Raw genomic sequence first — 25210 nt, forward strand, 5'->3', positions numbered from 1 at the left:
GGCATGTGGGACGCGTCCGTGCTACCCGTCGTGCCCGGTCTGCGGCTGGCTGCTCCGCGTGATCCCGCTTCTCCTGAAGGAAACGCGGGGCCCCCGCGTTCCGTTACCGGCGGGTAATGCCGGCGACGCTGATGTCGCCGTCGGCGATCGCGACGTCCCGGTCGGAGGAGGCGCCGGAGAAGATCGCGCGGGCCGGGTCGCGGAAGTTCTCCACGATCTCGACGCGCTGCACCGGCTTGGCCGTCGGGATCACCGCTTCCGGCGTCCACGTGCAGCCGAACCGCACCAGGTAGGTGTTGACGTTCGGCTTGCCGTCCTCGGTGGCGTACACGCGCCACGTGAACGGGTCGATCTGCTCCATGTCACGGGTGCGCAGTCCCCGTGCCACTTCCTTGGTCTCCCAGCTGCGACCGTTCCAGGTGGACATGAAGTTGTGCAGCGGTCCCTTGTCCTGGTCGCCCATGAACCACAGCACGAACGGCCTGCCCAGCGTCGTGCCCACCTGCTGGATGTAGTCGGGGGACTTGACCGCGTTCGGCAGGGTCAGCGGGGTCTCCGCGATCTTCAGGTACGTCTCCTGGTCGGCGTCGTCGATCTGGGTGCCCAGATCCCTGCCGGCCGCCGAGTAGAAGTGCAGGTTCCGCGGGTCGAACGTCGCGTAGTACATGTTGCGGTGGTAGCGGTCGTGCAGATGTCCTTCCGGGCCACCACCGGCGAGCGTGTACGCGATCCGCACGCGGCCGTTGTCCTCCTGCCGCAGCTGACCGATGTAGATCTCGTTCATGTTGTCCGCGCGGGACGTCGACCCGATCGCGAACCGGTCACCGGTCAGTTCCGTGGAGGTCTTCCACGTCTTGCCGTTGTCCTTGGACACCACGTAGAGCATCGGACGCGTGTCCGTGGCCGTCACGTGGTCGAGGTCGCGGGTCGTCTCGCGGTAGAAGACGTAGATCGTCCCGTCGCGCGTGACGAACGGCATCGGGTACGTGGCCGCGTTCTTGGAGATCAGCGTCTCCTCCCAGACGCCGTCGGCCGAGTTGGCCTGGGGCGAGCGGGACATGCGCAGCTCGACGTTGTGCATCCCGCGGAAGATCAGCAGATGCCCGTCGCGGGCCTGAACCATGGTCGGGTAGTTGTGCGAGTCCTTGTCCCCGTCCGCGACCCGGTTGGGCGCGGACCAGGTGGCCTTGCGGTGGTCGTACGTCTGGACGTAGCTGTCCTCGTACTGGCCTGCCCACGAGATGAAGGTCCTGCCGACCTTGCGGTCGTAGACCCCACCCGCGACGGGCCGCCGGTCACTGCGGGCAGCGACGCTCGTGGCCGTGTTCGTCACCGTGAACTTGGCTTTGCCCAGGTCGGAGCTCTGCGTGTCGGCTGTGGCGTGGGCCGACGAGACAACGACGAGCGGCAAAAGCAGTACAGCGGACATAACTCCACGCAGGAGCCGTGTCATGTGGCGTGTCCTCCTGGTTCTGGCCGCGACGGCGGCCGACCAGGCGGCGGCGGGGTCATCATCCGCGTCGCCGAGCCGACTTGTCCAGGCGGAGTTAGCGTGATCGCGGCTATCAACACGCGGGCCCCACTCGGGTACCCTGCGTCAGGAGCGGAGGAGCACCACATGAACTTCGACGAGATCAAGAACAAGGCCATGGACCTCGCTGAGGAGCACCACGAGCAGGTCGACAAGGGCGTGGACGCCGCGGCGGATTTCGTCAGCGGCAAGTTCGGTCACGACGAGCAGGTCGACTCGGTTGCCGAGAAGATCAAGGACATCCTTCCAGGTGGATGAGTGAACTCCTCTAACGCCACTGACGCAGGGCGGGTCACCTCGAACGGGGAGACCCGCTCTCCTTCTGCCCGCAGGCCGGAAATGATCACCTGGCAGGGCATCCACGAGCCCAGGCTGGAGCAGGTCCGGCTGCTTCTCTCCAGCGACCAACGCCTCCGCGCGACCGGCCGCCTGGTCGCCGCGGGCCCCGACGAGCAGTTCAACGCCTCCTTCGAGGTCTCCGTGGGCGAGAGCGGCCAGGTCAACCGCCTGCTGCTCCGCACGGCGACCGTGTCGGAAGAGCGCCAGTGCTCCTTGTCGCGCACCGAGGACGGCGCCTGGCTCGTCGACCACGGCCAGGGCAGCAAGCGCGAGACGTTCAACGACGCCCTCGACGTCGACGTCCAGTTCGCCGTGCTCTTCAACGCCATCCCGATCCGCAGGCTGAACCTGCACCGCGAGGAGGGGGAGCACGCGCTGCCGGTCGTGCGCGTGAATCTGCCCGATCTGTCGGTGAAGGTCGTGACCCAGACCTATCGCACGGTGTCCGTGGGGGACGACGTCTCGGTGGTGCGGTTCAAGAGCGGCGGGTTCGAGCAGAACATCAAGGTCGACAAGAACGGCCTCGTCGTCGAGTACCCGCTGATCTCGAAGCGAATTTAGAAGCCCTCCAAGAAGTACTTCCTTCAGGGAGAGTCTGCTCCGAACGCTGGAGTGAAACTGGCTTGCTGGATGGCACGCCCACCCCGCGCAGGTTGGCGGAGTTGCTTGACTGGGAAGAGGCCGAGGTGATCGGCCTCCTCCGCGTTCCGCCGGTTGGGGCCCGACGCCTACATGTGGGCTCTCGCCGAGCGAGGGCGTGCATGTGCCGACCACCCTTGCCCAGGTCGGCGAAGGGTGGTCGGCGTTCCCTGCTGGTTGCTACATCATCTCGCCGAGCACCTCCGGGTCGATGGCGATCGGCGCCGGGCGGTAAGCGGGCGGCTCGACGCCCATCAGCGAGCGGACCAGGAAGTCCCAGCAGCGCGTCCGCACGTAGGCCAGCCTGTCGATGAACAGGTGCTCGGCCCCCGGCACGATCAGCAGCTCGAAGTCCTTGCCGGCCGCGATCAAAGCGTCCGCCAGCCGCAGCGCGTGGTCCGGGTGGACCGTGTCGTCCAGTTCGCCGTGCACCAGCAGCAGCTTTCCCGCCAACCGGTCCGCGAGCTCGATGTTCGACGCACGGGCCCAAGCCTCCGGGTTCGAAAAGCCGTCGCAGGACTCGGCCCAGCCCAGGCCGATGTAGCGGTTGTCGTGCGAGCCGGAGAGTGCGACGCCGGCGTGGTACGTCTCGGGGAACGCCAGCATCGCCCGCCCAGCAGCAAAACCGCCGCCTGAGTGGCCCATCACGCCCACCCGAGACAGGTCCATCCACGGCCGCGAACCAGCCAGCTGTTCCAGTGCGGCGACGTGATCTTCCAACCGGCCCGCGTCGGACAGCCGGCCGTACGACTCGTCCAGGAAAGCCTTGCTGCGGCCCGGAGTGCCGCGGCCGTCCACCGCCACCACGACGAAACCGAGTGCTGCCAACGGTTCCGCGTCCATGCCCATGCCGCCGGGGTCGAAGCACGGGTCGACCCGCGTGACCTGGGGGCCGGGGTAGACGCTGTCGACGACCGGGTAGCGCACGGACGGGTCGAAGCCGCGCGGCTTGTACAGCACGCCGTAGATGTCGGTGACGCCGTCGGCCGCCTTCACGCAGAAGCGCTCCGGGGCGGTCCAACCCGTCCGCAGCAACCGGCTGATGTCGGCGCGCTCCAACGAGACCAGCACGCGGCCGGACCAGTCGCGTACCGTGGAGACAGGCGGCGTGTCCACAGTGGACGCCGAGTCGACGAAGTACCTGCCGTCAGGGGACACCGTGACGACGTGGTCCATCAGGTCATCGGTGACCAGCCTGAACCCCGTGCCGTCCAGGCCCACGGCACAAACGGTGCGGCGGTAGGGATCCTCCGCGACCAAGCCCGAAGCCGTGAAGTAGACGGTGGTCTCGTCGACGTGCAGGATTTCGCGCACCAGCCACGAACCGGACGTGACCTGGCCGAGCAACGCGCCGGTGTGCAGGTCGTAGCGGTAGAGGTGGCCCCAGCCGTCGCGCTGCGAGAACCACAGCACCTCGTCGGCCAGCACCCGCACGATCGGCATGCCGTACATGAACTGGTTGGGGCCGACCCGGTTGGTGCCGGTCTCGGTCAGCACGACCGTGACCTCACCAGAAGAAGCGTCCATGCGGTTCAGCGAAAGCGAGTGCTGGTCGCGGGGGCGGCTCAGGAAGTAGACGGCCGAGCTGTCCTCCGACCACCACGCCCAACCGGCCATGATCGGCGAGAACTCCGGCATGAGCAGCGGGTCGCACTGGGCGCGGACCATCGTGCCCGCGGCCAGGTCGAACACCACCAGTTCGGCGAGAGGCATGTCGGTGTCGCCGGGGTAGGCGTAGCGCTGGGGACGAAGGACAGGTGCGCTGCCGTCGGCCGGGCGGGACTCGTGCAGGTAGGTCTGGCGGACGTTGCGCTCGTCGGTGCGGTGCGCCAGAACCTTGGCGGAATCCGGAGACCAGGCGAGCGCGGGCGGCATGTGCGGAAGGCCGAACTTCCGCATCAACGTCGAGTAGCTCATGGCGGCCGGGCCGTAGCCGTAGCCGTGGTCCGGAGCGCCGTCGGTCGTCAGGGCCCACGAGTCGTCGCCGGAGCGTGCCCACAGGTCCTGACCGCGGCGCGAGACCGCGAACTTGCCGTCTGGCGAAGAGACTTCCAGAGGATTGCCGGGCGGCGCGATGAACGGCGTCGGGTCGAAGTCCGGTGAACGTGTGCCCGAAGCAGGATCTACGACGTAGAACCTGCGGTCGGCGCCATCGCGGACCTGGTACCAGAAGCGGGCACCACCGTCGATCCACTGTGGACGAACCCGGTCGCCGACGATCAGCTCACCTGGGCTGGCGGCGCGGCGGAGGAGGAGTTCTGCGGCCTGGTAGTTCTCGGTGGTGCTCATGGTGTGGTCTCCCCAGTGGTGGAAGGTCAGAGGCTGCTGGCGGTGATGTCGCCGTAGGAGGTGGTGGCGCGGATCGCGATGTCGGGCGTGCCGTTGTTCTTCAGCGCGTTGTGGATCCGGCCGTAGGAGGTGCCGGCGTCCAGCGAAGCGGAGAGGCCCGCGGCGACGGAGACCTCGATGTCGCCCTTCGAGGTGCTGATCTCGGCGGAACCGTTGAGGCTGCCGACGAACACGTCACCGGCCTGGACCTTCACCTGGACGTTCGCGGCCTCGTCGATCTTGATGTCGCTCTGCGCGGCCTCGACGGCGATGTCACCGAGCCGGCCGACGCCGCGGAACTCGGCGCTGGCGGCCTTCGCCTCGACGCGGGAACCGGTGGGCAGCTGCACGGTGATCTCGACCGAACCGGACGACCCGAGGATCCCGCCGGTCTCACCCTTGATCTGCAGGACGCCGTCGGCGAACGAGACCTGCGTCCGAGAAGCGGCCTTCACGTCGCGGCTCTTCGAGGCGTCGGCGGGACGGACGTCGACCGAGGCGTCCGTGCGGTCGGCGGCGATGAACTGGACCAGGCCCGCGGGGATGTCGAGGACGGCGGCGATCGGGGCGGTGGTGGCGAACTTCTGCATCTCTGGCTCCTGTGACTCGGTGTTTCTGATGAGCGAAACGCTACGTTGCGTTCACAGATCTCAACAACGAGCTTGTTGCGTTAGAAGCGCATCAGTGCAGTTCAAATGCCATAAAGTGTTGCAATGGGTCGTAGAACTAACGCAACGATCACCTGGAATCCGTTGCAATGATATGAAGCTGAACGCTACGCTGACGGCCATGCCAGGAGGCCGACTCACCCAGCAGGAACGCCGCCAGATCGCGATCGGTCTGGCCGACGACCTCTCCTACGCGGAGATCGCCCGCGCACTCGACCGTCCGACCTCGACCGTCACGCGCGAGGTGATGCGCAACGGCGGCCCGTCCGGTTACAAGGCCGACCTGGCGCAACTGGGCACCGAACGCCGTGCCCAGCGCCGCAAGCAGGCCGCACCCCGAGGCCGCCGGACCACGGAACGGGCCGACGGGCGCGACCCCGAGGCCGTGCGTGAGTTCGAGGAGGCGTTCTCGGGCATCTTCATGGCACAGGGCCTGCCGAAGATGACGGCCAGGGCGCTCGCCAGCCTCTACGCGACCGACTCGGGCAGCCTCAGCGCGTCAGAGCTCGTCAACCACCTGCAGGTCAGCCCGGCGTCGGTCTCCAAGGCCATGGCCTACCTCGAAGCCCAGGGGCTGATCGGCAGGAAACGCGACGAACGACGCCGCGAGCGCTACGTCGTCGACGAGGGTGACATCTGGTACCAGTCGATGATCGCCAGCGCCGCCGGCACGTCCAAGCTCGCCGAGGCAGCGCGGCAGGGCGTCGGCGTCCTCGGCTCCGGCACTCCGGCGGCCGACCGCCTGGAGAACATCTCGCGGTTCCTCGACTTCGTGTCCGAGAGCATCGTCCGGGCCGCCGAACAAGCCCGGGACATCCTGCACCCCAAGCCTTAGACGCGCACTGCCACCGCGACACCCTGGCCCACACCAACGCACGCGGCCGCAATGCCAACGCCACCACCACGTGCGCGCAGGTGCCGTGCGACATCGATGATCACGCGCGGCATCGACGCACCCAGCGGATGCCCGTAGGCGATCGCGCCGCCGTGGACGTTGACCTTCTCGCGGTCGATCTCCGGCAGGTGGTGCAGCACCGACAGCGCCATGGCGGCGAACGCCTCGTTGATCTCCCACAGGTCGATCTGCGCGGCTTCAAGGTGCAAGCGCTTCAACAACTTCCGGATCGCCGAGACCGGCGCGATCGTGAACCGGTGCGGCTCCTCGCCGGTCGTCGCCGACCCGAGCACCTCACCCAACGGCTCGACACCCAGCTCGGCGGCCATGGCTTCCGTGCCCATCAACGCGGCCAAAGCACCGTCGTTCAACGGGGAAGCGTTGCCCGCGGTCACGGATCCGTTCTCCGAAAAAGCAGGCTTCAGCTTCCCGAGCTTCTCGATGCTGGTGTCCGCGCGGACGTTCTCGTCGCGCCGCACCGCGGTCCCGTCCGGCAGCTGCACGGAGAACGCGAACCCTTCGTGCACACCTGCATCCCACGCAGCAGCAGCGCGCCGATGGGAGCGCAACGCGAAGTTGTCCATCTCGGCGCGCGTGATGCCCAGCTCGTGAGCCACGTTCTCGGCGGCCAACCCCAGCGGAACCGTGTAGTGCTTGGGCATCCGCGGGTTCACCAGCCGCCAGCCCAGCGCCGTCGACACGGTCTCCATGCGGTCCGGGAAGGCCTTGTCCGGCCGTGCCGTCACGAACGGCGCCCGCGACATCCCCTCCACCCCACCGGCGACGAGCAGGTCCGCGTCCCCGGCGGCCAGTGCCCGAGCAGCCTGCACCACGGCTTCACCACCGGAGGCGCACAGCCGGTTGAGCGTCACACCGGGCACGGAGACCGGCAGGCCCGCCAGCAGACCGGCCATGCGGGCGACGTTGCGGTTGTCCTCCCCGGCGCCGTTCGCGTCGCCGAGCAGCACGTCGTCGATGCGGGCCAGGTCCAGGGACGGATAGCGGCGCAGCAGGTCGACGATGGGCAGCGCCGCGAGGTCGTCCACCCGGATGCCGGAAAGACCTCCCCGGTACCTGCCGAACGGCGTGCGGGCTGCGTCGAGGATCAGTGCGCGGGCCATACGTCCATCTTGACCCAATTACGGCTTGAGCAGGAACGGGACGTAACCCGTTTCGGGATGCACGTCTGAATCGGTGCTGAACGCCCTGACCTCGATCGCGTGCGGACCGGCGGACAACGACGACGTGTTCAGTGAAATCCGCCACCGACCTGCGGCGGCCGGTCCGTCGGCGGCCGTGGGCACGGTCGCGATGTGGTTGCCGTCGAGCCGGATCTCGAACCCGGCGAGGCCCGCGACAGCCGCGTCGAGGGCGTTGACGCGCACTTCCAGCACCACCCGGCCGCGGTTGAACGCGGCGCCGTTCTCGATCGGCTGGCCACCGGCGTCGAGCACCTCGGGCACGGGATCGGCGAGCACCGGGCGGGCGTCGACCAACGGCGTACCGGCCTGGCGTTGCGGCGGGCTCTTGGCGCCGGTCAGCTCGACGTCGGTGTGCGTGACCTGGATGCGCTCCTGCGTCACCAGCTGGACGTTGAGGTTGTCGGTGAAGGCCTCTTTGGGCAGGTCGGCGATGGCGGGGTACTCCGCGCCGGGCTTCCACGGCGTGCCTGGCACGGCAGCACGCAGGGGCACCTCCACGCCGTTGATCTTCACGGCCGTCACGGGATCGCTCTCCCGCGACGGGATCAGGGCGATTCGCAGCTGGCCCGAGGTGACGTCCGGGATCTGGTAGTTGCTGCTCACGGGCCCGTCGATGCGGACCTGCGGCGTAGGCACGTTGGGCGGCGCGTCCGACTTGGCGGTCCGGTAGCCGATGAGGTCGACGCCCGCGCGGATCCGGTCGCCCGCGAGTGCAGCCACGCCGATCAACGCCGTCGCCTCGTGCCACTCCGGCACGAACGGCGACGTCGCGACGACCTCGCCGTCCCTGGTGACCTGGGTGCCGGCCTTGGTCAGCACGATCTCCCAGCGCACCGTCATCCCGGGCACCGCGGCCGGGATGGGCTTGGTCGCGGTGCCGTTCGGGACGAGCTCGATGATCGAGTTGCCGACGACATCCGTGGAGACGGTCGCGCGGATTGCACCGGGCAGCACCGGGTCGCCCTGGACGCTGACCGGGCCGGGCACGAGGTCCAGCAGCAGCTTGCCGCCGGTGCCCGGTGCGTCCGTCTCGATCACGAAGCGCGATTCGTCGTCGCTGCGCACGAACGGCGTGCGCGACCGCAACGTCACCGCGCGCGTGCCGCAGCTGCTGCTGATGACCAGCCGGTCGTGGTCTTCCTCGTCGCCCGAGGTCGCGCGGGCGCAGTCGGTGCGCTTGGCGAGGCGCCAGCGTTGGAGATCGGGCTCGTCCGGGCTGTCGAAGCGGTCGACGAACGTGTACGGGGCGTTGTCCGCACGGGGTGTGGCCTTGGTGCGAGCGGGCTGCGAGCGCTGGCCGAACGAGTCGACCGCGCGGATCTCGATCTCCTGCTCGCGCTCGTTCTCCAGGCCGTTGAGCTGGGTGCCGGGCCTGGTCACCAGCTTGGTCTTCGCGCCCCACTTCACCTCGTAGGCGGGAGCGTCGCCGGACCAGTTGAGCTGGATCTTGTGGTGGCCGCCGCGCGCGACGACGTTCGCCGGTGTCGCGGGACGCCCCTGCGGGCTCGGCACCAGCACCTGGTCCGACACGTACGGCTTGAGCTTCGTCGGTGGCGGGGGAGCCGTGGGCAACGTCGAGTTACCCCCGTCGGTGTCGCGCAGGACGATCACGCCGACCACCAACGCGAGGCCTGCGACGACGAAGGCGACCCGCTTCATGCGAGTCACGCTAAGGCGTTCACCCCAGCTCGAACACGGTTTCGGTGGTAACGGGTTCGCCATGGTCCGCCGGAAGGACGCTGAGCTTGAGCCGAGTGTGCGACCCGGAGGCCAGGTTCTTCGCGTCGAGCCAGAACTCGTGCCTCCCCGGCACGCCCGAACCCTGCTCGTTGGTGGGCAGCGAAACGATCCGTTTGCCGTCCAGTTCGAGCTCGATCCCGCGATGGCCGATGGCGTTGACCTCCGCCGTGACGAGGATGCGGCCGGTGTGCGGGAGGGGCTGCGGCGGCTTGGTGCCGTCCTCGTGCATGACGTGCAGCCGGGGGCCGCCGGTCTTGATGCCGCCTGGCCGGTCGGCGAGCTTCGGCAACGTGCCGGGGCGGCTCTCGGGCTTGCGGATCACGACGAGCTGGGCCGGTGGGGCCGCGACGATCTTGCCCGAGTTGATCGGCACGTCGGTGACCCTGACCTGGTTGCCGGCTTCCGGGGTGACGATCTTGGCGGCCACCACGTCCGCGGGCACCTCGGTGTCCGGGAGGATCGGGATGACCTCGGTGGGCACGACCCGTTCCGGCACGCCGCCGATGCCGAACGCGTCCAGGAAGCCGCCGCCGTCGATCCGGACCCTGGGGTGGACCAGCGGTTCCTTGAGGGCCACCGGTTCGCAGGCGACGACCACGCCGTCTCGGAGTGCGAGCACCGCGTCCGGCAGGACCCGCATCTCCCAGCGATGCCGCACGCCCGCGACGAGCCCGGTCAGCGGTGCGTCGCCGAGCTGGACCTGCTTGCCGGTGCGCGGGAGGTCCGGGTCGGCGATGATCCGCGTGCCCTGGGTGGTGATGTCGAGGCTGACCGCGCCGCGGGCCTGGACGTCGTTCTCCTTGAGGTACTGCCACGGGTCCGGCAGCAGCGTCAGCCGCACGTGGCTCGACTCCACGGCGCCGGCGACGCTGATGATCGCCCGGCCGATCGCGCCGTCACTCGCCGGAACGCCGAACCTGATGGGCGTGTTCGACTGGAACGCGGCCATCGGGCAGTCGACGTCGATGCGCTTGCTCGGTCCGAACGGCCGCAGCCCCAGGCACTCCTGGTCGGCCTCGACCCGCCACTTCCGCGGATCGAGCGCCTCCGGGCCGTCGAACCTGTCGATCTGTCCGACGAGCTGGTCGTCCCACTTGTCGTTGTAGAGGTCCTTGGGCGTGGCAGCGATCTTGAGCGGCTCCGACCGCTTGCCGGTCGCGCTGACCGCCCGGATCTCGACCTCGACCTGGGCGTCCGGGTTCAGCCCGGGGATCTCGACCTCGGGGCCGGGGACGAGCTGCTCGTTGCCGTTCCAGCGCACCTCGTAGGCCGACGCCGAGCCGTTCCACGCGATCTGCAACGCGTCGGCGTCGAGCGCCTGGGCCCGCGCGTTCGCCGGTTTGCCGGGTTCCTGCTGCTCCACGACCTGGACGACGTCGTCGATCTCGCGTTTCAGGGTGTCCGGCGCGTCACCGGTTCTGAGCGCCACGACCGCCGCGATGACCAGCGCGAGTCCACCGAGCCCACCGGCGAGGGTCCGTCGATCCACCCGGAGACCCTACGATGTTTCCGCCGTGGCGGTGCTGCCGTTCAGCCCAACCACGCGCCCGCCACGTGAGCCGAGGTTCCGCAACGCCGCGAGGGCTCCCGGCTTGGTCAGATCGATGGTGATCTTGGTGCGCTGGGGCTGGTTGACCAGCGTGTTCCGGCCTTCGTGGCCCGCTTCGATGGTCTTCGCGAGGCCGCCCGTCGAGGCGAGCGATCCGCGGGCCGCGCCGAGCCGGCCGAGGGCGTCGTCGACGGCGATCAGGAGCGCGCCCCGGTTGCCCTCGCACATGGCCCGGACGAGTTCCGGCCTGCTGCCCGCGACCCGCGTGCCGTCGCCGAAGCTGCCCGCGGCGAGAGCCATCGCGAGCGGTCCGCCGTCGGCTCCGGTCGCGGCCAGGATCGCGGCCATGACGTGCGGGAGGTGGCTGATCCGCGCGACCGCCTCGTCGTGCTCCTCCGGCGTGGTCGGGACGACGTGGGCGCCGAGGTCGAGGGCGAGCTGCATGACGTCGTTGAGGTGGTCGTCGGCCTCTTCTGGCGTGACGACCCAGGCCGCTCCGCGGAAGAGGGTCTCGCTGCCTGCGTCCCAGCCGCTCTGGCTCGTGCCCGCCATGGGGTGGCCGCCGACGAACCTCACATCGGCCGCGTACCGGTGCACAGCGTCGTGGACAGGACCCTTCACGCTGGTCACGTCCGTGAGCCGAGTGCCTGCGGGGATCTTGCGCAGGAGGTCCGGCAGCGCGGGCAACGGCACGGCGAGCACGACGAGCGCCTCGGGGTCGCGGCTGAGGGCCTCGTCCACGCTGTAGATGTCGAAGCCCTCGGCACGCGCCTTGTCCGCGTCCTCTTTGCTCGCCGTGGCACCCCACACCGTGCGCCCGGCAGCCTTCGCGGCTCGCAGCACGGAGCCGCCGATCAGTCCCAGTCCGATCACGCACACGTCTCGCACGTCGTCCATCATTCCGTGCGACACGTGCTCGGAACTACCGGAGGGCGTCCAGCGCGAACGCCGCGTACGTCGCCACCCCGTGCTCCATCGCGGCCTCGTCGAACAGCACCCGGTTCGAGTGGTTCGGCGGCGCTTCCTCCAGGTCGATGCCACGCGGGCAGGCACCGAGGAACGCCAGCGCGCCCGGCACCCGTTGCAGCACGTAGGAGAAGTCCTCGGCGCCCATCAACGGGTCGAGCATCGACTCGCTCCACGTCGGCCCCATCGCCTGCGCGGCGAGGTCGACGACGTGCTGGCCGACCGCGTCGTCGTTCACCGTGACCGGGTAGCCCGGCACGATGCTGACCTCGGCGTGGCACCCGTAGGCGGCGGCCGTGTGCTTGATGACCTGCTTGAGCTCCTTGTGCACGAGCTTGCGGGTGGCCTCCGACAACGTCCGGATCGTGCCGTCGAGCGTGGCGGTCTCCGGGATGATGTTCGTGGTCGTGCCGGCGTTGATCTGCGCGACCGTCACCACGGCCGGCTCGTGCACGCTGACCCGCCGCCCGAGCATCGTCTGCAGCGCCCCGACCATCGCCGCGGCGGCAGGCACCGGGTCCAGCGCGTTGTGCGGCATCGCGCCGTGCCCGCCGCGGCCCTTCACGTGGACGTGGAACGAGTCCGCGGACGCCATGATCGGCCCTGGCCGGCACGTCACGACGCCGGACTTCAAACTGGACGTGATGTGCAGTGCGAACGCCTTCTCCACGCCGTCGTCGAGCAGGCCTTCCTCGATCATGTACCGGGCGCCGTGGTAGCCCTCCTCGCCCGGCTGGAACATGAAGAGCACGTTGCCCCGGAGCGCGTCGCGCCGATCAGCGAGCAGCCGGGCGCTCGACGCCAGCATCGCCACGTGCGTGTCGTGCCCGCAGGCGTGCATGTTGCCGTCCACTTCGGACGCGTACGGCAGGCCGGTGTCCTCCTGGAGCGGCAGCCCGTCCATGTCGCCGCGCAACAACACCGTCGGCCCCGGCCGTTCGCCCTCGAGCACCGCCACGACCGAAGTCGTCGACTGGCCCTTCGTGACCTTGAGCGGCAGCCCCTCCAGCGCGTGCAGGATCGCCGCCTGGGTCCTGGGGAGCTGAAGTCCCTGTTCAGGGTGGCGGTGGATCTGCCTGCGCAGCGCCACCGTGCGCGGCTGCAGCGAGCGCGCCCCCTCGAGCAGTCCGGCGAGACGCGGGTCCGGCGTAGTTGTGCTCATCTATCGATGGTGCCACCACCTCAGCTACCGGGAAGGTCGTCTGGGCCCTACGGTGTGCACATGACACAGCAGGAGCCGGTCAACGGCTTCGCGGTCGCGGTCGTCCGGGAGGACGGCCGCTGGCGGTGCAGCAGGATGGACAGCTCCGCGCTGTCGGAGCTGGACGCGGCGATCACTCAGCTGCGCCAGCTGCGCTCGACCGGCGCCGCTTTCGGTCTGCTAGCCGTCGACGACGAGTTCTTCATCATCCTGCGCCCCGTGCCCGGCGGTGTGTCGTTGCTGCTCTCCGACGCGGCCGCCGCCCTCGACTACGACATCGCGGCCGACGTTCTCGATCTCCTGCGCGTCGAACCGCCGGACGAGGAAGACAACGAACTCTGGCCGGAGGGCGACCTCGGCGTGCTGTCCGACCTGGGCATGCCGTCGCACGAGCTCCAGATCATCGTCGACGAGGTCGACCTCTACCCGGACGAGCAGCTCCAGATGATCGCCCAGCGGATCGGCTTCATCGACGAGTTCACGAAGCTGCTCGACACGATCCAGGCGTGATCTCCCCAGAAGCCATGATCAGGGCCGCCCTCGTCGCGGCGTCGCTGTCGGCCGCGGACGTCCCGATCGGCGCGGTCGTCTTCGCGCCGGACGGCTCCGTGCTCGCCTCGGCCTGCAACGCGCGTGAAGCTCTCGGCGACCCGACCGCGCACGCCGAGATCCTGGCTCTGCGTCAGGCGGCTGCTCGCTTCGGCGACGGCTGGCGGCTCGACGGCTGCACGCTCGCGGTCACTCTCGAACCGTGCACGATGTGCGCGGGAGCGTTGGTGCTGGCGCGTGTTTCTCGTCTCGTCTTCGGTGCCTGGGAGCCCAAAACCGGGGCGGTGGGGTCGCTTTGGGACGTCGTGCGCGACCGCCGGCTCAACCATCGGCCCGAGGTGCTGGGCGGTGTGCTGGAGTCCGAATGCGCTGACCTGCTCGAACGCTTCTTCCGGACCCAGCGTTAACCGGGTGGATCAGGCCCTGTATTGTTCTTACCGGTGGCGTGTCCGAGCGGCCGAAGGAGCACGCCTCGAAAGCGTGTGAGGTGAAAGCCTCCGTGGGTTCAAATCCCACCGCCACCGCTGACGAAGGGCCCCGGAGCAATCCGGGGCCCTTTTCGCATCTTCAGGCAGGCGGCGAACTGACTCGCAGCACGTTGCCGTCGGGGTCGTGCAGCCGCATTTCGTACATGCCCCAAGGCCGGACGAACGGCGGTTCGGCGATGTCCACTCCCCGGCCCCGCCACTCCTCGAACAGCTCGTCCACCTGGGTGGCGGCCTCGACGTCGAGGTGCAGCCGCGTCGTGTGGTCGCCCGCGAGCTGGGTCAGGATGATCTGGACGCCGTCCCTCCCGACCAGTGCCGTGCCCGGTTCGCCCGGCTCGCAGTGCTCTCCGTCCCGCAGGAACCGGCCCGAGCGGTCCGACCACTCCCAGCCGATCGCGAACCCCAGCGCGTCCGCGTAGAACCGCAGGCTGCCGAACAGGTCGCCGACCAGCAGGTTCGGCCGACACGCGAAGATCATCAGAACCTCGCCCGGCCCAGGAACTCCTTCAGCAGCGCGTCGTCGCCGGACACGTCGAGACCATCAGGCCCCTGGCGCCGGTACAGCGTCAGCACCAGATCCGCTGCCGGTCCGCGCACGGTCACCGCGCCCGAGCCCCCGCCCTCGCTCGCCACCGGGGCGGATCCGGTCAGATCCACGTGCCACGAAGCGTCGACGTCGGTCGCCTCGAAGACCAGCGTGCCGCCCTGCCCGAGCAGCTCGGCGAACTCGGGCCGCCGCAGGGCGACGATCCGCAGTCCCACGTTCATCCACTCCCACAACCCGTCCGCGGCCACCACCGGGTCGACCTCGAACGGCAGGCCGAGCGCCTCGAACGCGTCGAAGCGGTGCACCCACGTCTCGTGCGCCATCCGTCGCGACCAGAACCGCGGGCCCGGCACGTCCGGGAACAGCACCGCGATCGGCTCCTCCGGCGACACCTCCCGCATCGCCGCTGCCAGCAGCCCGGCCCCCTCGGTCAGCCAGGGGCCGAGGAGAGCAGCGCTCTCGCCGGCGTACGACTCGACCGAGTGCGCCTTGCTGAGCGAGCGGTCGGCATCCGGGATCCGCTCCCGGACCAGCTGCTCGATCCACCGGTGCGCGTACCCGAGGTGCCGCAGCAGCTGGTTCAGCGTCCAGTCCGGTGTCGCGGGCACCGGAATCGACAGGTCGGCATCCGCCACACCGGCAACCAGCAGTTCCGTCTGCGCAACGCCCGCGTCGAGCCGCTGCGCGTAGCTCAAGATCCCCATGGTCAAAAACGTACGCTCGTGAGGAGCTGATCGAGCAGTTCGCGATCACCGAACACCTCGAGCCCCTCCACCGGCCGCCGCCGGTAGACGGCGAGCATCAGTTCCGCCACCGGCCCGCGCACCGCGACCGCCGCCTTCTCGTGCCCCTCGCGCACGGCGGGCCTCGGGGCGGTCAGATCGAGCACGAGCTCGCAGTCGGCGTCCGTCGCGTGCAGGTGGACCGTGTGGTCCGGTCCGACGAGCACGGCGGTCTCCTCAGGCCAGCGGTAGAACGCGAACGGCAGCGCGAAGTGCGCCCACTCCGTCAGGTTGTCGGCTGCCAGGTCCCGGTCGATCTCGAACTGCACGCCCAGCGCGTTGACGGCGTCCCAGCGGTGGATGACGGTCTCCTGCGCCATCCGGCGTGCCCACAGGCGCGGGCCCGGGTTGCCGGCAAGCGTGGCGATCATCTCGTCCGGGTCGACGGCCTGGAGCGCGGCCGCGAGCGACGCCGCGCCCTCCTCGATCCAGGGACCCAGCACGGAGGCCTTCTCGTCCACGTGTGCCGTGACGTCGAGCGACAGGTTGCGGGTGAAGTCGACCTCCGGATGCCTCCCGCGGATCATCTCGTCGGCCCAGCGGTAGGCGAAGCCCACGTGGCGCAGCAACTGGTTCAAGGTCCAGTCCGGGCAGGAGGGCACCTGAATGCCCAGGTCAGCACCATTCAGTGCGGTAACCAGCAGAGTGGCTTGATTGGTGATCTCGGCGCAGTGGCGCTCGTAGCTCAACTTCCCCATGTACTAAAAGTAGGGACGCCGACCGGCGCCTGGGAGGGGCCCACCGGTCAGCGTTCCGGTGTGAAGCATACACCATGATCGAACACTTGTTCGAGTGATCATTGATGGGCCAACCGGTTAACCGTTAGTAACAACGGCTACCAAACATCACTCGATCGAGGAAGGATGCGTCGGTCCGCCGCATCCCCTGGAGGAGTTTTGAGACCCACCCTGCCCGTCGTCGGGACAGCGGTGGCGGCGCTCGTGTTCGCCGCCGTCCCCGCCGTTGCCGCACCCAGCCCCGACGCGCTGATCTCCGAGGTCTACGGAGGCGGCGGCAACTCCGGCGCCACCCTCAACCAGGACTTCGTCGAGCTCGCCAACAAGGGCGCGGCCGCGATCAGCCTGGACGGCTACAGCGTCCAGTACATCTCGGCCACTCCCGGCGCGACCACGCAGTGGGGCGTGACCCCGCTGACCGGTTCGATCGCGCCGGGCAAGACGTTCCTCGTCGCCGAGGCCAAGGGCACCGGCGGCACGGTCAACCTGCCGACTCCGGACGCCACCGGCACGATCGCCATGAGCGCCACCGGCGGCACCATCGCGCTGGTCAACGGCACCGCAGCGCTCACCTGCAAGACTGCCGCCGACTGCGCCGCCGACGCGCGCGTCAAGGACCTCGTCGGCTACGGCACGGCGGTCGTCCGCGAAGGCACCGCGACCAACGCCCTGAGCAACACCACCTCGGCGTTCCGCAACATCGAGCTCGGCGACACCGACGACAACTCCGCCGACTTCAAGGTCGGCGCCCCCAGCCCGACCAACTCCAAGGGCGAGACCCCGGGCGGCGGCAACCCGGATCCCGACCCCGACCCCACGCCCGGCGACAAGCGCATCCACGACATCCAGGGCGTCACGCGCTACTCGCCGTTGTTCGGCCAGAAGGTCAGCAACGTCCCCGGCGTCGTCACCGGCACGCGCGCGACGGGTGACCGCGGCTTCTGGATCCAGGACACGGTCAGCCCGGACAGCGACCCGCGCACCAGCGAGGGCATCTTCGTCTACACGGCAGGCACCGCGCCGACCGTGGCCGTCGGCGACAACGTGCTGGTCAGCGGCACGGTCGCGGAGTACCGGCCGGGCGGTGAGACGGGCTCCAACCAGACCCTCACCGAGATCGCCCAGGCCACCACGATCACGGTCTCGAAGGGCAACCCCGTCCCGGCGCCGGTCGTCGTGAAGAACATCCCGGCCGGCTACCTGCCCGCGCCCGGCGGCAGCATCGAGCAGCTCCCGCTGGAGCCGGACAAGTACGGCCTTGACTACTTCGAGTCGCTCGAGGGCACGCTCGTCCAGGTCGACGACGCCCGCGTGGTCGGCCCGAGCAACGCGTTCGGCGAGGTCTGGGTCACCACGAACCCGGACCAGAACAAGAACCTGCGCGGTGGCACCACCTACACCGGCTACGACCAGGCCAACAGCGGCCGCTTGAAGATCAAGACCGCGGGTGCGCTGCCCGCGTCCAACGTCGGTGACGTGTTCTCCGGCGCGACCGTCGGCGCGATCGAGTACACGAACTTCGGCGGCTACACGCTCGCCGCTCTGTCGCTCGGCCAGCACGTCTCCGGCGACCTGCAGCGCGAGATCACCACGCAGCAGAAGGAATCCGAGCTGTCGGTCGCGACCTACAACGTCGAGAACCTCGACCCGTCCGACCCGCAGGAGAAGTTCGACCGGCTCGCCGATGGCGTGACGACGAACCTCCGCAGCCCGGATGTCGTTGTGCTGGAAGAGATCCAGGACAACAACGGCGCGGTGAACGACGGCACCGTCGCGGCGGACCAGACGCTGCAGAAGTTCTCCGACACGATCGTCGCCAAGGGTGGCCCGCGCTACCAGTGGCGCGAGATCGACCCGGAGAACCTGAAGGACGGCGGCGAGCCCGGCGGCAACATCCGGGTCGGCTTCTTCTTCAACCCGCAGCGAGTGTCCTTCGTGGACCGTCCCGGTGGCGACTTCAAGACCCCGGTCTCGGTCGTGAAGAAGAACGGCCGTGCCGCGCTTTCCATCTCACCGGGCCGGATCGACCCGCTGAACGACGCGTGGGCGAACAGCCGCAAGCCGCTCGCCGGTGAGTTCAAGTTCCGCGGCCGCACGGTCTTCGTGGTCGCGAACCACTTCAACTCCAAGGGCGGCGACGAGGCCGTGCACGGCCGCAACCAGCCGCCGAACCGCTCGTCCGAGGTGCAGCGCGCCAAGCAGGCCACCGCGCTGAAGGCGTTCACCGAGCAGCTCCGCGCGGTCGACAAGGGCGCCAACATCGTCCTCGCCGGCGACCTGAACGACTACCAGTTCTCGCCCGCGGTGAAGACGCTGACCAGCGACGGCAACCTCAAGGCGCTGATCGAGACGCTGCCGGTGAACGAGCGGTACAGCTACGTCTTCGAGGGCAACTCGCAGACGCTGGACCACCTCGTGATGAGCAAGAACATCACGCGCTTCAGCTACGACGTGGTGCACATCAACGCCGAGTTCGCCGACCAGGCGAGCGACCACGACCCGCAGATCGTCCGCGCCCGCCCGTCCACGGGTGACGCGAACGTCGACAAGATCGTGTTCGCGCTCGAGGACATCCTCGACTGCCTGAAGAAGTAAGCCCGCTCTCGCCGCCGCGTCATCCTCCCGATGACGCGGCGGCGGCAGCTGCCGTTGCGGCGGCCACACCAGCCTGAATCGCCTCGACCGCCTTGCGCACGGCCTCGCCGGCCCAGTTGCCGGCCGCGATCTCCTTGGCACGCCTGTTCATCTCGCGCTTGTCGCCGTCGAACACCTTGTGCACGGCCTTCACCGCGTGCAGCAGCGTGACCAACGACCCGGTGTGCGCGTCCGGCCCGCGATGCCCGAGCACGACCTCACCGACCACCTGCCGGATCTTCGCGTGCCTGGCCTCGTCGGTGATCACATAGCTCTTCGCCGGGAAGATCCCGAGCACCTTCCTCGGCTCCACCCGCACGACGCCACGGCCGGCCAGTTGCGCGATGACGTTGTCCCGCACCTTCTTCCGCAGGCGCTCCACCGCCCGTTGGGGCTTCATCGGCTTGTCGAACCTGCCGAGCGCCTCGTACAGCAACGGGTCGTTCACCGGTGTCGGATCGACGACCTGGAGCTTCTTGCCGTTGGGCTCGAACGCGACGCGCCCCGAGTTCACCAGCTCGATGAGCACGGCACCGGCGAGCGCGTTCTCCACCGATGACGAATCGGCGAGGAGGCGGCCGTTCTGCTGGTTGATGAGCAGCAGCATCAGGTCTTCGGGCAGCATGTGAGAACGGTAGTTGCCGCTGTGGTCCCGGGAATCCGACTTTCGTATCAGCTCGACGACACCGACGTCGCGGCCACCGTGGACGCCACCACCATCATCATCATCATGATCGTGGCCTGTACCGCCTCCATCGCCTTCTTCACGGCGATCCCGGCCCACTGCCCGGCAGCGATCTCTTCGGCTCGCGCGTTCATCTCGCGCTTGTCACCGTCGAACACCTTGTGCAGGCCCTTCACCGCGTACAGCAGCGAGATCAACGCGCCGGTCCGCTCGTCCGGCGCCCGATGCCCCAGCGCGACGTTGCCGACCGCGTCCCGGATCTCGCTGACCGCCTCGACGTCCTGGATCACGTAGCTCTTGGTGGGAAAGATCCCGAGCATCTTGGTCTTCTCGACCGACAGCACGCCACGGCCTTCGAGCTGCGCCATCACGTTGTCGCGCACGTGGATCCGCAGCTTCTCCACGGCCTGCTGCGGCTTCATCGGCTTGGTGAGCCTGCTGAGCGACTCCTGCAGGAACTCGTTGGGCAACGGCGTGGGGTCCACGACCGCGAGCCTCTTGCCGTCCTCGTCGAACGCCACCCGTCCCGACTGGACGAGCTCCAGCAGCACGGCTCCGGCGAGGGCGTTGTGGATCGACGTCGTGTCCATCAGCACGCGGCCGGTCTCCTCGTCGAGGAAGAGCAGCATCAGATCTTCGGGCAGCATGGCCTCATAACGCCAGAAAGGCGCCGACTGTTGCAAGTCGACGCCTTCCGCGATGGCGGAGGATACGGGATTTGAACCCGTGAGGGGGTGAACCCAACACGATTTCCAGTCGTGCGCACTAGGCCGCTATGCGAATCCTCCGTCGAGAACCTTACCGGACGGGTGTTCCGCGACCCAAAACGGGGGGTCGCGCGGGGTCTCGCAAAAAATCTTCGCCGGCTGTGTCGATCTGGCGGTGAGTCGCTCGTCGTGATCCCGTAAGACCGACCGAGGAGGGCATTCGTGAAGTACATGCTGTTGATCTACGCGGCCTCTGACCAGCAGCCGAGCTGCACCGTCGCCGACTGGATCGCCTACGAGAAGGAGATGAGGGGCGCGGGCGTGCTCGTCTCCGGGCACTCGCTCGCCGACTTGGTCACAGCGACCACCGTCCAGGTCGGACCGGACGGCAGGCGCACGGTCACCGACGGACCGTTCGCCGAGACACGTGAGGTGCTCGGCGGCTACAACATCATCGACGTGCCGGACCTCGACGCGGCACTCGAATGGGCGGCGAAGTGTCCTGGCTCGCGTGACGGCGGCGCGGTCGTCGTGAGGCCGATCGCGGAATTCGACTTCTGAGTTCGCGATGAACGTCGAGCAGGTGTTCCGGGAGGAGCGCGGCAGGTTGCTCGCCACCCTGGTCAAGCGCTTCGGCGACCTCGACCTGGCCGAGGAGGTCGCCTCCGACGCGATCGAGGCGGCGTTGCGGCACTGGCCGGTGGACGGGGTGCCCGATCGGCCCGGCGCGTGGTTGCTCACGACCGCGCGCCGCAAGGCCGTCGACCGCCTGCGCCGCGACCAGGTCCACGCGGCGCGGCTGGCGTTGCTGCAGGTGGAGGTCTCGCGGGCCGATGCGCCGGTGACCGGGTCGTTGCCGGACGAGCGGCTGGAGCTGTTCTTCACGTGCGCGCACCCGGCATTGCCGGCGGAGGACCGCGGCGCGCTGATCCTGCGCTGCCTGGCCGGATTCACCACGCCGGAGGTCGCGCGGGCGTACCTGGTGCCGGTCGCGACGATGCAGCAACGGATCGTGCGCGCGAAGAAGAAGATCAGGGAGGCGCGGATCCCGTTCCGCGTGCCGGATCCCGACGAGCTCCCGGAACGCCTGCCCGGCGTGCTGCAGGCGGTGTACTCGATCTTCACCGAGGGGTACGCGGCCCAGCGCGTCGACCTGGCGGACGAGGCGATCCGGCTCGCCCGGATCCTGCGCGACCTGCTGCCGGCCGAACGCGAGGTCGCGGGGCTGTTGGCGTTGATGCTGCTGGTCCACGCCCGTCGTGACGCGCGGGATGAGCTGCTGGAGGACCAGGACCGCACGCTCTGGGACAGCGACATGATCACCGAAGGCTCTGCGTTGGCGGAGTTGGCGCTGACCGGTGGCCACGGCCCGTACGGCGTGCAGGCGGCCATCAACGCGTTGCACGACGAGGCTCCGGACTTCGCGAGTACGGACTGGCCACAGATCGTCGCGCTCTACGACGTGCTGCTGCGTCTGACTCCGTCGCCGGTGATCGCCCTGAACCGCGCGGCAGCCATCGCCATGCGCGACGGTGCCGCCGCCGGTCTGGCGTTGCTGGACGAACTCGCGGACGAACCCAAGCTCCGCGACTACCACCCGTACCGAGCGGCCCGTGCCGACCTGCTGCACCGCCTGGGCCGGCCCGCCGAAGCCGCCCAGGCCTACCGCGAGGCCATCGCGCTCGCGGGCACCTCATCCGAACAGGACTTCCTGCGCCGCAGGCTCACCGCCGTCGAGGAGCGATCATGATCATGAAGTGGCTGGAGGCCGAGCGCTTGAGCGTCGCCGACCTCCTGGAGGACCTGACCGACGACGAATGGCAGCGCGAAACCCTCTGCGCCGGCTGGACCATGCAGGAGCTGGCCGCTCACCTCACGACTTCCACCCGAACGGGTTGGGGCGACGTGATCAGGGGCGCCTTCCGGGCGCGGTTCGACTGGAACCGCATGGAGGACGTGAAGGCCCACGAACTGGCGGCACAGTTCACCCGGTCGGAGTTGATCGCGCAGATCCGCGAGACGGCGGCCTCTCCGAAGCGCGCGCCCATGGCCGCGCCGATCGACCCGCTGGTCGACTTCCTGGTCCACGGCCAGGACATCGCCCGCCCGCTCGGCCGTGTCCGCGAGATGCCTCTCGAACCGGCCCAGGCGGCTCTGGATCATGTGATGAAGAGCCCTTTCTGGGGCGCTCGCAAGCGTTTCCCGGAAGGCGTTCTGCCTGCTCTTCCTGCGTCTGACCTGCTGATGCTGGCGACGGGCCGCGAGTTGTCCCCACCTGTGGACAACACTGTGGGCAACTCGAACACACGTTCGATCTAGACCCTTCGCTACACTAGCGACGGACCTCGTGCGGCACACATCTCGCGAACCTCCCCAGGGCCGGAAGGCAGCAAGGATAAGCGGGCTCTGGTGGGTGCACGGGGTCCCCTTTTTCTGTCGGGGGTCCCCGGTACTGTCTGCGGCGTGGCGCTCGCTCTGTATCGCAAGTACCGTCCGGCCACGTTCTCCGAGGTCGTAGGCCAGGAGCACGTGACCGATCCGCTGCGAGTCGCGCTGGCGGCGGGCAGGGTGAACCACGCGTACCTGTTCAGCGGCCCGCGTGGCTGCGGCAAGACCTCGTCGGCCCGAATCCTGGCCCGCTCGCTCAACTGCGTGCAGGGCCCGACGCCCGACCCGTGCGGCGAGTGCAACAGCTGCATCGGCCTGGCCCCCAACGGCACCGGCAGTGTCGACGTCGTGGAACTCGACGCCGCCTCGCACGGTGGTGTGGAAGACACCCGCGAGCTCCGCGAGAAGGCCTTCTACGCCCCGGCGGAGTCCAAGTACCGCGTCTTCATCATCGACGAGGCCCACATGGTCACCACGCAGGGCTTCAACGCCCTGCTGAAGATCGTCGAAGAGCCGCCAGAGCACCTGATCTTCATCTTCGCCACGACCGAGCCGGACAAGGTCCTCCCGACCATCCGCTCCCGCACGCACCACTACCCGTTCCGCCTGATCCCGCCCGGCGTCATGCGCAGCCTGCTCGAACGCAACTGCGCGGCCGAAGGCGTGGCGGTAGAACCAGCGGTCTTCCCCCTGGTGATCCGGGCAGGCGGCGGCTCGGCCCGCGACACCCAGTCGGTCATGGACCAGCTCCTCTCCGGCGCGGGCCCGGACGGCGTGAAGTACGAGCAGGCCATGACGCTCCTGGGCGTCACCGACTCGGCCCTGATCAACGACGTGGTCGACGGCCTGGCCGCAGGCGACGGCGCCGCGATCTTCGGCACCATCGACCGCCTCGTGGAAGCAGGCCACGACCCCCGCCGTTTCGCCAGCGACCTGCTCGACCGTCTCCGCGACCTCGTCCTGCTCTGCGCAGTCCCCGACGCGGCAGACCGCAACCTGGTCAGCGCCCCGGAAGACGAGCTGGCCACCATGTCGGCCCAAGCCGAACGCCTGGGCCCAGCCGCCCTCACCCGCTACGCCGAAATCGTCCACACGGGCCTGGTCGACATGCGCGGCGCCACCGCCCCGCGCCTGCTGCTGGAACTCCTCGTCTCCCGCATGCTCCTCCCGTCAGTGAGCCAGTCGGAAGCCGCTCTCCTGCAACGCCTGGAACAACTGGAACGCCGCCCCCCGGCCGCAATCGCCGCCTCAGGCGACGCGCCGGCCACCGCCCCACCGGCAGGCGCCCAGGTCTTCACCCGCAGGTCCCAACAACCAACCCCGGCCGAGGCCTCCCAGCCAGAACCTCCTCGCCAGCCCCAGGCGCCATCCGTGCCAGCTCAGGCAACGGCCCCGGCAGTCCAGCCCCCGGCCGCAACCCCGGCCCCGGCACCAACTCCGGCTCCGGCACCAACTCCGGCTCCGGCGCAGGAACCTGTCGAAGCTCCGGCGGAGCCGGTGGCCGAGGCCGCCTCAGCGGCCAACGGCACCCTGGACGCCACCGCCGTGCGCCGAGTCTGGTCCGACCTGCTGGCCGCAGTCCGCGCCTCCAGCCGCAGCACCGAGGCGATGCTGACCAACGCCATGGTCAGCGAGGTGGACGGCAACGTGGTCACCATCGCCCACACCTCGGCCCCTCTGGCCCGCCGCCTGGCCGAGCCCCGCAACACCGAGGCGATCGCCAACGCCCTCACCACCGTCCTGGGCGGCACCTGGCAAGTCCGCTGCATTCACGGCACCCCGGGCGCGGCCCCCCAAGCGGCCCAACCGCAAAAGGTCGCCCGCCCAGCCCCGACCCGCCCGAGCCAGGCCCAGCAACCCCCGGCACGCCAACCAGAACCACAACGCCAAGCCCCACCCCGCCCACCAGCGGACGACGTTCCACCGCCCCCAGAACCGCCGGAGCCCGACGACCCCCTCCCGCCGGAACCGGACGACGAAGAGGCGATGCTGGCCGAAGCCGCCCGCCCCGCGGACCCGGACGCCATGACCAAGGCACAGGACCCCGAAGCAGTGATGCTCCAACTCCTGGCCGACGAACTAGGCGCCCGCCCACTGAAAAAGGCCTAGCCACAGCCGCCAGAAGACCCCGACGCCCGGGGTCTTCTGCATGTTGGCGGTAGTCGGAGGCGTTTCGATCATGTGTTGGCAGTACTTGCAGACGCCAGACCACCCCCGCCAACGGCGGCCATCCCGAGCCAGAACAGCACCGCACCAGCAAACCCGTACGCTGGAACCCACTCCAAGCCAGCCCGAGAGAGGACCAGCGGTGCAACCCGGTCAGTTCGACATGCAGGCCCTGCTCCAGCAGGCCCAGAACATGCAGCAGCAGATGGCAACCGCCCAGGAAGAGCTGGCCAACACCGAGGTAACCGGCAACGCGGGCAACAACCTGGTCACCGCCACGGTCACCGGCGGCGGCGAGCTGATCAACCTCGCCATCGACCCGAAGATCGTCGACCCGGAAGACGTGGAAACCCTCCAGGACCTCGTCATCGCCGCGATCAAGGACGCGAACCAGAAGGCCCAGCAGCTCGTGGAGCAGAAGCTCGGCCCGCTCGCCCAGGGCGGCCTCGGCGGACTGCTCGGCTGAGAG

24 protein-coding genes, 2 tRNA genes and 1 other RNA gene are annotated in these 25210 nt (G+C 69.0%); 13 read left to right on the forward strand and 14 right to left on the reverse strand.

Annotation, left to right across the window (positions count from 1 at the left end):
- Positions 1-103 precede the first annotated feature (103 nt).
- Positions 104-1429, reverse strand: a complete 1326-nt coding sequence (locus tag ABZX92_RS28095) for a BNR-4 repeat-containing protein (RefSeq protein ID WP_355565535.1) — start codon at positions 1427-1429, stop codon at positions 104-106.
- A 189-nt stretch (positions 1430-1618) separates the two neighbouring features.
- On the opposite strand from ABZX92_RS28095, the gene ABZX92_RS28100 reads away from it, so the two are divergent.
- Positions 1619-1789, forward strand: a complete 171-nt coding sequence (locus tag ABZX92_RS28100) for an antitoxin (protein ID WP_082114497.1) — start codon at positions 1619-1621, stop codon at positions 1787-1789.
- An 81-nt stretch (positions 1790-1870) separates the two neighbouring features.
- On the forward strand, positions 1871-2431 hold the full coding sequence (locus ABZX92_RS28105) for a putative glycolipid-binding domain-containing protein (RefSeq protein ID WP_355565538.1): 561 nt from the start codon (positions 1871-1873) through the stop codon (positions 2429-2431).
- Positions 2432-2689: 258 nt separating this feature from the next.
- On the opposite strand, the gene ABZX92_RS28110 is transcribed toward ABZX92_RS28105, so the two are convergent.
- Together ABZX92_RS28110 and ABZX92_RS28115 are read right to left on the reverse strand one after the other, a co-directional pair.
- A complete protein-coding gene (locus ABZX92_RS28110; protein WP_355565541.1) occupies positions 2690-4798 on the reverse strand; it encodes a DPP IV N-terminal domain-containing protein in 2109 nt (702 codons plus the stop codon).
- Between the two features lie 26 nt (positions 4799-4824).
- Positions 4825-5427 (reverse strand): DUF4097 family beta strand repeat-containing protein, encoded by a 603-nt coding sequence (locus tag ABZX92_RS28115; RefSeq protein ID WP_355565543.1) that lies wholly within the window; start codon positions 5425-5427, stop codon positions 4825-4827.
- A gap of 199 nt (positions 5428-5626) precedes the next feature.
- On the opposite strand from ABZX92_RS28115, the gene ABZX92_RS28120 reads away from it, so the two are divergent.
- Complete coding sequence (locus ABZX92_RS28120; RefSeq protein WP_355565546.1) at positions 5627-6340, forward strand: helix-turn-helix domain-containing protein; 714 nt, start codon at positions 5627-5629, stop codon at positions 6338-6340.
- Here ABZX92_RS28120 and ABZX92_RS28125 read toward each other — a convergent pair.
- From ABZX92_RS28125 to ABZX92_RS28145, 5 genes are read right to left on the reverse strand one after another with little or no spacing between them, the layout of a single operon-like run.
- A complete protein-coding gene (locus ABZX92_RS28125; RefSeq protein WP_355565549.1) occupies positions 6337-7521 on the reverse strand; it encodes an acetyl-CoA C-acyltransferase in 1185 nt (394 codons plus the stop codon). The two genes, ABZX92_RS28120 and ABZX92_RS28125, sit on opposite strands and share 4 nt — an antisense overlap.
- A gap of 18 nt (positions 7522-7539) precedes the next feature.
- The gene (locus ABZX92_RS28130) at positions 7540-9261 is read right to left on the reverse strand and encodes a hypothetical protein (RefSeq protein ID WP_355565552.1); all 1722 of its coding nucleotides are present in this window, start codon (positions 9259-9261) and stop codon (positions 7540-7542) included.
- A 19-nt stretch (positions 9262-9280) separates the two neighbouring features.
- Positions 9281-10831, reverse strand: coding sequence for a hypothetical protein (locus tag ABZX92_RS28135; RefSeq protein ID WP_355565553.1), 1551 nt, complete (start codon positions 10829-10831; stop codon positions 9281-9283).
- A 9-nt stretch (positions 10832-10840) separates the two neighbouring features.
- Positions 10841-11788: a prephenate dehydrogenase gene (locus ABZX92_RS28140; RefSeq protein WP_355565556.1), complete on the reverse strand. Its 948-nt coding sequence runs from the start codon at positions 11786-11788 to the stop codon at positions 10841-10843.
- Positions 11789-11813: 25 nt separating this feature from the next.
- A complete protein-coding gene (locus tag ABZX92_RS28145) occupies positions 11814-13019 on the reverse strand; it encodes a M20 family metallopeptidase (protein WP_355565558.1) in 1206 nt (401 codons plus the stop codon).
- 60 nt (positions 13020-13079) lie between these two features.
- On the opposite strand from ABZX92_RS28145, the gene ABZX92_RS28150 reads away from it, so the two are divergent.
- The 3 genes from ABZX92_RS28150 to ABZX92_RS28160 all read left to right on the forward strand — a co-directional run bounded on the left by ABZX92_RS28150 (position 13080) and on the right by ABZX92_RS28160 (position 14131).
- A complete protein-coding gene (locus tag ABZX92_RS28150) occupies positions 13080-13568 on the forward strand; it encodes a tRNA adenosine deaminase-associated protein (RefSeq protein ID WP_355565560.1) in 489 nt (162 codons plus the stop codon).
- Positions 13569-13582: 14 nt separating this feature from the next.
- Complete coding sequence (locus ABZX92_RS28155) at positions 13583-14014, forward strand: nucleoside deaminase (RefSeq protein ID WP_355565611.1); 432 nt, start codon at positions 13583-13585, stop codon at positions 14012-14014.
- 32 nt (positions 14015-14046) lie between these two features.
- Positions 14047-14131, forward strand: a tRNA-Ser gene (locus ABZX92_RS28160).
- 43 nt (positions 14132-14174) lie between these two features.
- Here the strand turns inward: ABZX92_RS28160 and ABZX92_RS28165 are convergent.
- From ABZX92_RS28165 to ABZX92_RS28175, 3 genes are read right to left on the reverse strand one after another with little or no spacing between them, the layout of a single operon-like run.
- Positions 14175-14573 (reverse strand): VOC family protein, encoded by a 399-nt coding sequence (locus ABZX92_RS28165; protein WP_355565563.1) that lies wholly within the window; start codon positions 14571-14573, stop codon positions 14175-14177.
- Positions 14573-15346, reverse strand: a complete 774-nt coding sequence (locus ABZX92_RS28170; RefSeq protein ID WP_355565566.1) for a maleylpyruvate isomerase family mycothiol-dependent enzyme — start codon at positions 15344-15346, stop codon at positions 14573-14575. The genes ABZX92_RS28165 and ABZX92_RS28170 overlap by 1 nt, the downstream gene beginning before the upstream one ends.
- A 2-nt stretch (positions 15347-15348) precedes the next feature.
- On the reverse strand, positions 15349-16122 hold the full coding sequence (locus tag ABZX92_RS28175) for a maleylpyruvate isomerase family mycothiol-dependent enzyme (RefSeq protein WP_355565568.1): 774 nt from the start codon (positions 16120-16122) through the stop codon (positions 15349-15351).
- Between the two features lie 198 nt (positions 16123-16320).
- Here ABZX92_RS28175 and ABZX92_RS28180 point away from each other — a divergent pair, with 198 nt between their 5' ends.
- Positions 16321-18756, forward strand: coding sequence for an endonuclease/exonuclease/phosphatase family protein (locus tag ABZX92_RS28180; RefSeq protein WP_355565571.1), 2436 nt, complete (start codon positions 16321-16323; stop codon positions 18754-18756).
- Between the two features lie 19 nt (positions 18757-18775).
- Here ABZX92_RS28180 and ABZX92_RS28185 read toward each other — a convergent pair whose 3' ends face one another.
- The 3 genes from ABZX92_RS28185 to ABZX92_RS28195 all read right to left on the reverse strand — a co-directional run bounded on the left by ABZX92_RS28185 (position 18776) and on the right by ABZX92_RS28195 (position 20268).
- Positions 18776-19420, reverse strand: coding sequence for a GPP34 family phosphoprotein (locus ABZX92_RS28185; protein ID WP_355565574.1), 645 nt, complete (start codon positions 19418-19420; stop codon positions 18776-18778).
- 47 nt (positions 19421-19467) lie between these two features.
- Positions 19468-20127: a GPP34 family phosphoprotein gene (locus tag ABZX92_RS28190; protein WP_355565577.1), complete on the reverse strand. Its 660-nt coding sequence runs from the start codon at positions 20125-20127 to the stop codon at positions 19468-19470.
- A 53-nt stretch (positions 20128-20180) separates the two neighbouring features.
- Positions 20181-20268, reverse strand: a tRNA-Ser gene (locus tag ABZX92_RS28195).
- A gap of 141 nt (positions 20269-20409) precedes the next feature.
- Here ABZX92_RS28195 and ABZX92_RS28200 point away from each other — a divergent pair.
- The 6 genes from ABZX92_RS28200 to ABZX92_RS28225 all read left to right on the forward strand — a co-directional run bounded on the left by ABZX92_RS28200 (position 20410) and on the right by ABZX92_RS28225 (position 25207).
- A complete protein-coding gene (locus tag ABZX92_RS28200; protein ID WP_355565580.1) occupies positions 20410-20748 on the forward strand; it encodes a YciI family protein in 339 nt (112 codons plus the stop codon).
- A gap of 7 nt (positions 20749-20755) precedes the next feature.
- Positions 20756-21937: a DUF6596 domain-containing protein gene (locus ABZX92_RS28205; RefSeq protein ID WP_355565582.1), complete on the forward strand. Its 1182-nt coding sequence runs from the start codon at positions 20756-20758 to the stop codon at positions 21935-21937.
- The gene (locus tag ABZX92_RS28210; protein ID WP_355565584.1) at positions 21934-22506 is read left to right on the forward strand and encodes a maleylpyruvate isomerase family mycothiol-dependent enzyme; all 573 of its coding nucleotides are present in this window, start codon (positions 21934-21936) and stop codon (positions 22504-22506) included. The genes ABZX92_RS28205 and ABZX92_RS28210 overlap by 4 nt, the downstream gene beginning before the upstream one ends.
- 18 nt (positions 22507-22524) lie before the next feature.
- Positions 22525-22619: signal recognition particle sRNA small type (gene ffs / locus ABZX92_RS28215), an RNA gene on the forward strand.
- Positions 22620-22650: 31 nt separating this feature from the next.
- Complete coding sequence (locus ABZX92_RS28220; protein ID WP_355565586.1) at positions 22651-24684, forward strand: DNA polymerase III subunit gamma and tau; 2034 nt, start codon at positions 22651-22653, stop codon at positions 24682-24684.
- A 220-nt stretch (positions 24685-24904) separates the two neighbouring features.
- The gene (locus ABZX92_RS28225; protein ID WP_355565614.1) at positions 24905-25207 is read left to right on the forward strand and encodes a YbaB/EbfC family nucleoid-associated protein; all 303 of its coding nucleotides are present in this window, start codon (positions 24905-24907) and stop codon (positions 25205-25207) included.
- Positions 25208-25210: the final 3 nt, after the last annotated feature.

The sequence above is a fragment of the Lentzea sp. NPDC006480 genome (genome assembly GCF_040611995.1).
Taxonomy (GTDB): domain Bacteria; phylum Actinomycetota; class Actinomycetes; order Mycobacteriales; family Pseudonocardiaceae; genus Lentzea.

What these genes read in the sequence shown, in the direction of transcription:
- ABZX92_RS28095 (WP_355565535.1), bottom strand. Translation starts at nt 1,429, where the DNA reads ATGTCCGCTGTACTGCTTTTGCCGCTCGTCGTTGTCTCGTCGGCCCAC.
- ABZX92_RS28100 (WP_082114497.1), top strand. Translation starts at nt 1,619, where the DNA reads ATGAACTTCGACGAGATCAAGAACAAGGCCATGGACCTCGCTGAGGAG.
- ABZX92_RS28105 (WP_355565538.1), top strand. Translation starts at nt 1,871, where the DNA reads ATGATCACCTGGCAGGGCATCCACGAGCCCAGGCTGGAGCAGGTCCGG.
- ABZX92_RS28110 (WP_355565541.1), bottom strand. Translation starts at nt 4,798, where the DNA reads ATGAGCACCACCGAGAACTACCAGGCCGCAGAACTCCTCCTCCGCCGC.
- ABZX92_RS28115 (WP_355565543.1), bottom strand. Translation starts at nt 5,427, where the DNA reads ATGCAGAAGTTCGCCACCACCGCCCCGATCGCCGCCGTCCTCGACATC.
- ABZX92_RS28120 (WP_355565546.1), top strand. Translation starts at nt 5,627, where the DNA reads ATGCCAGGAGGCCGACTCACCCAGCAGGAACGCCGCCAGATCGCGATC.
- ABZX92_RS28125 (WP_355565549.1), bottom strand. Translation starts at nt 7,521, where the DNA reads ATGGCCCGCGCACTGATCCTCGACGCAGCCCGCACGCCGTTCGGCAGG.
- ABZX92_RS28130 (WP_355565552.1), bottom strand. Translation starts at nt 9,261, where the DNA reads ATGAAGCGGGTCGCCTTCGTCGTCGCAGGCCTCGCGTTGGTGGTCGGC.
- ABZX92_RS28140 (WP_355565556.1), bottom strand. Translation starts at nt 11,788, where the DNA reads ATGGACGACGTGCGAGACGTGTGCGTGATCGGACTGGGACTGATCGGC.
- ABZX92_RS28145 (WP_355565558.1), bottom strand. Translation starts at nt 13,019, where the DNA reads ATGAGCACAACTACGCCGGACCCGCGTCTCGCCGGACTGCTCGAGGGG.
- ABZX92_RS28150 (WP_355565560.1), top strand. Translation starts at nt 13,080, where the DNA reads ATGACACAGCAGGAGCCGGTCAACGGCTTCGCGGTCGCGGTCGTCCGG.
- ABZX92_RS28155 (WP_355565611.1), top strand. Translation starts at nt 13,583, where the DNA reads ATGATCAGGGCCGCCCTCGTCGCGGCGTCGCTGTCGGCCGCGGACGTC.
- ABZX92_RS28165 (WP_355565563.1), bottom strand. Translation starts at nt 14,573, where the DNA reads ATGATCTTCGCGTGTCGGCCGAACCTGCTGGTCGGCGACCTGTTCGGC.
- ABZX92_RS28170 (WP_355565566.1), bottom strand. Translation starts at nt 15,346, where the DNA reads ATGGGGATCTTGAGCTACGCGCAGCGGCTCGACGCGGGCGTTGCGCAG.
- ABZX92_RS28175 (WP_355565568.1), bottom strand. Translation starts at nt 16,122, where the DNA reads ATGGGGAAGTTGAGCTACGAGCGCCACTGCGCCGAGATCACCAATCAA.
- ABZX92_RS28185 (WP_355565574.1), bottom strand. Translation starts at nt 19,420, where the DNA reads ATGCTGCCCGAAGACCTGATGCTGCTGCTCATCAACCAGCAGAACGGC.
- ABZX92_RS28190 (WP_355565577.1), bottom strand. Translation starts at nt 20,127, where the DNA reads ATGCTGCCCGAAGATCTGATGCTGCTCTTCCTCGACGAGGAGACCGGC.
- ABZX92_RS28205 (WP_355565582.1), top strand. Translation starts at nt 20,756, where the DNA reads ATGAACGTCGAGCAGGTGTTCCGGGAGGAGCGCGGCAGGTTGCTCGCC.
- ABZX92_RS28210 (WP_355565584.1), top strand. Translation starts at nt 21,934, where the DNA reads ATGATCATGAAGTGGCTGGAGGCCGAGCGCTTGAGCGTCGCCGACCTC.
- ABZX92_RS28225 (WP_355565614.1), top strand. Translation starts at nt 24,905, where the DNA reads ATGCAGGCCCTGCTCCAGCAGGCCCAGAACATGCAGCAGCAGATGGCA.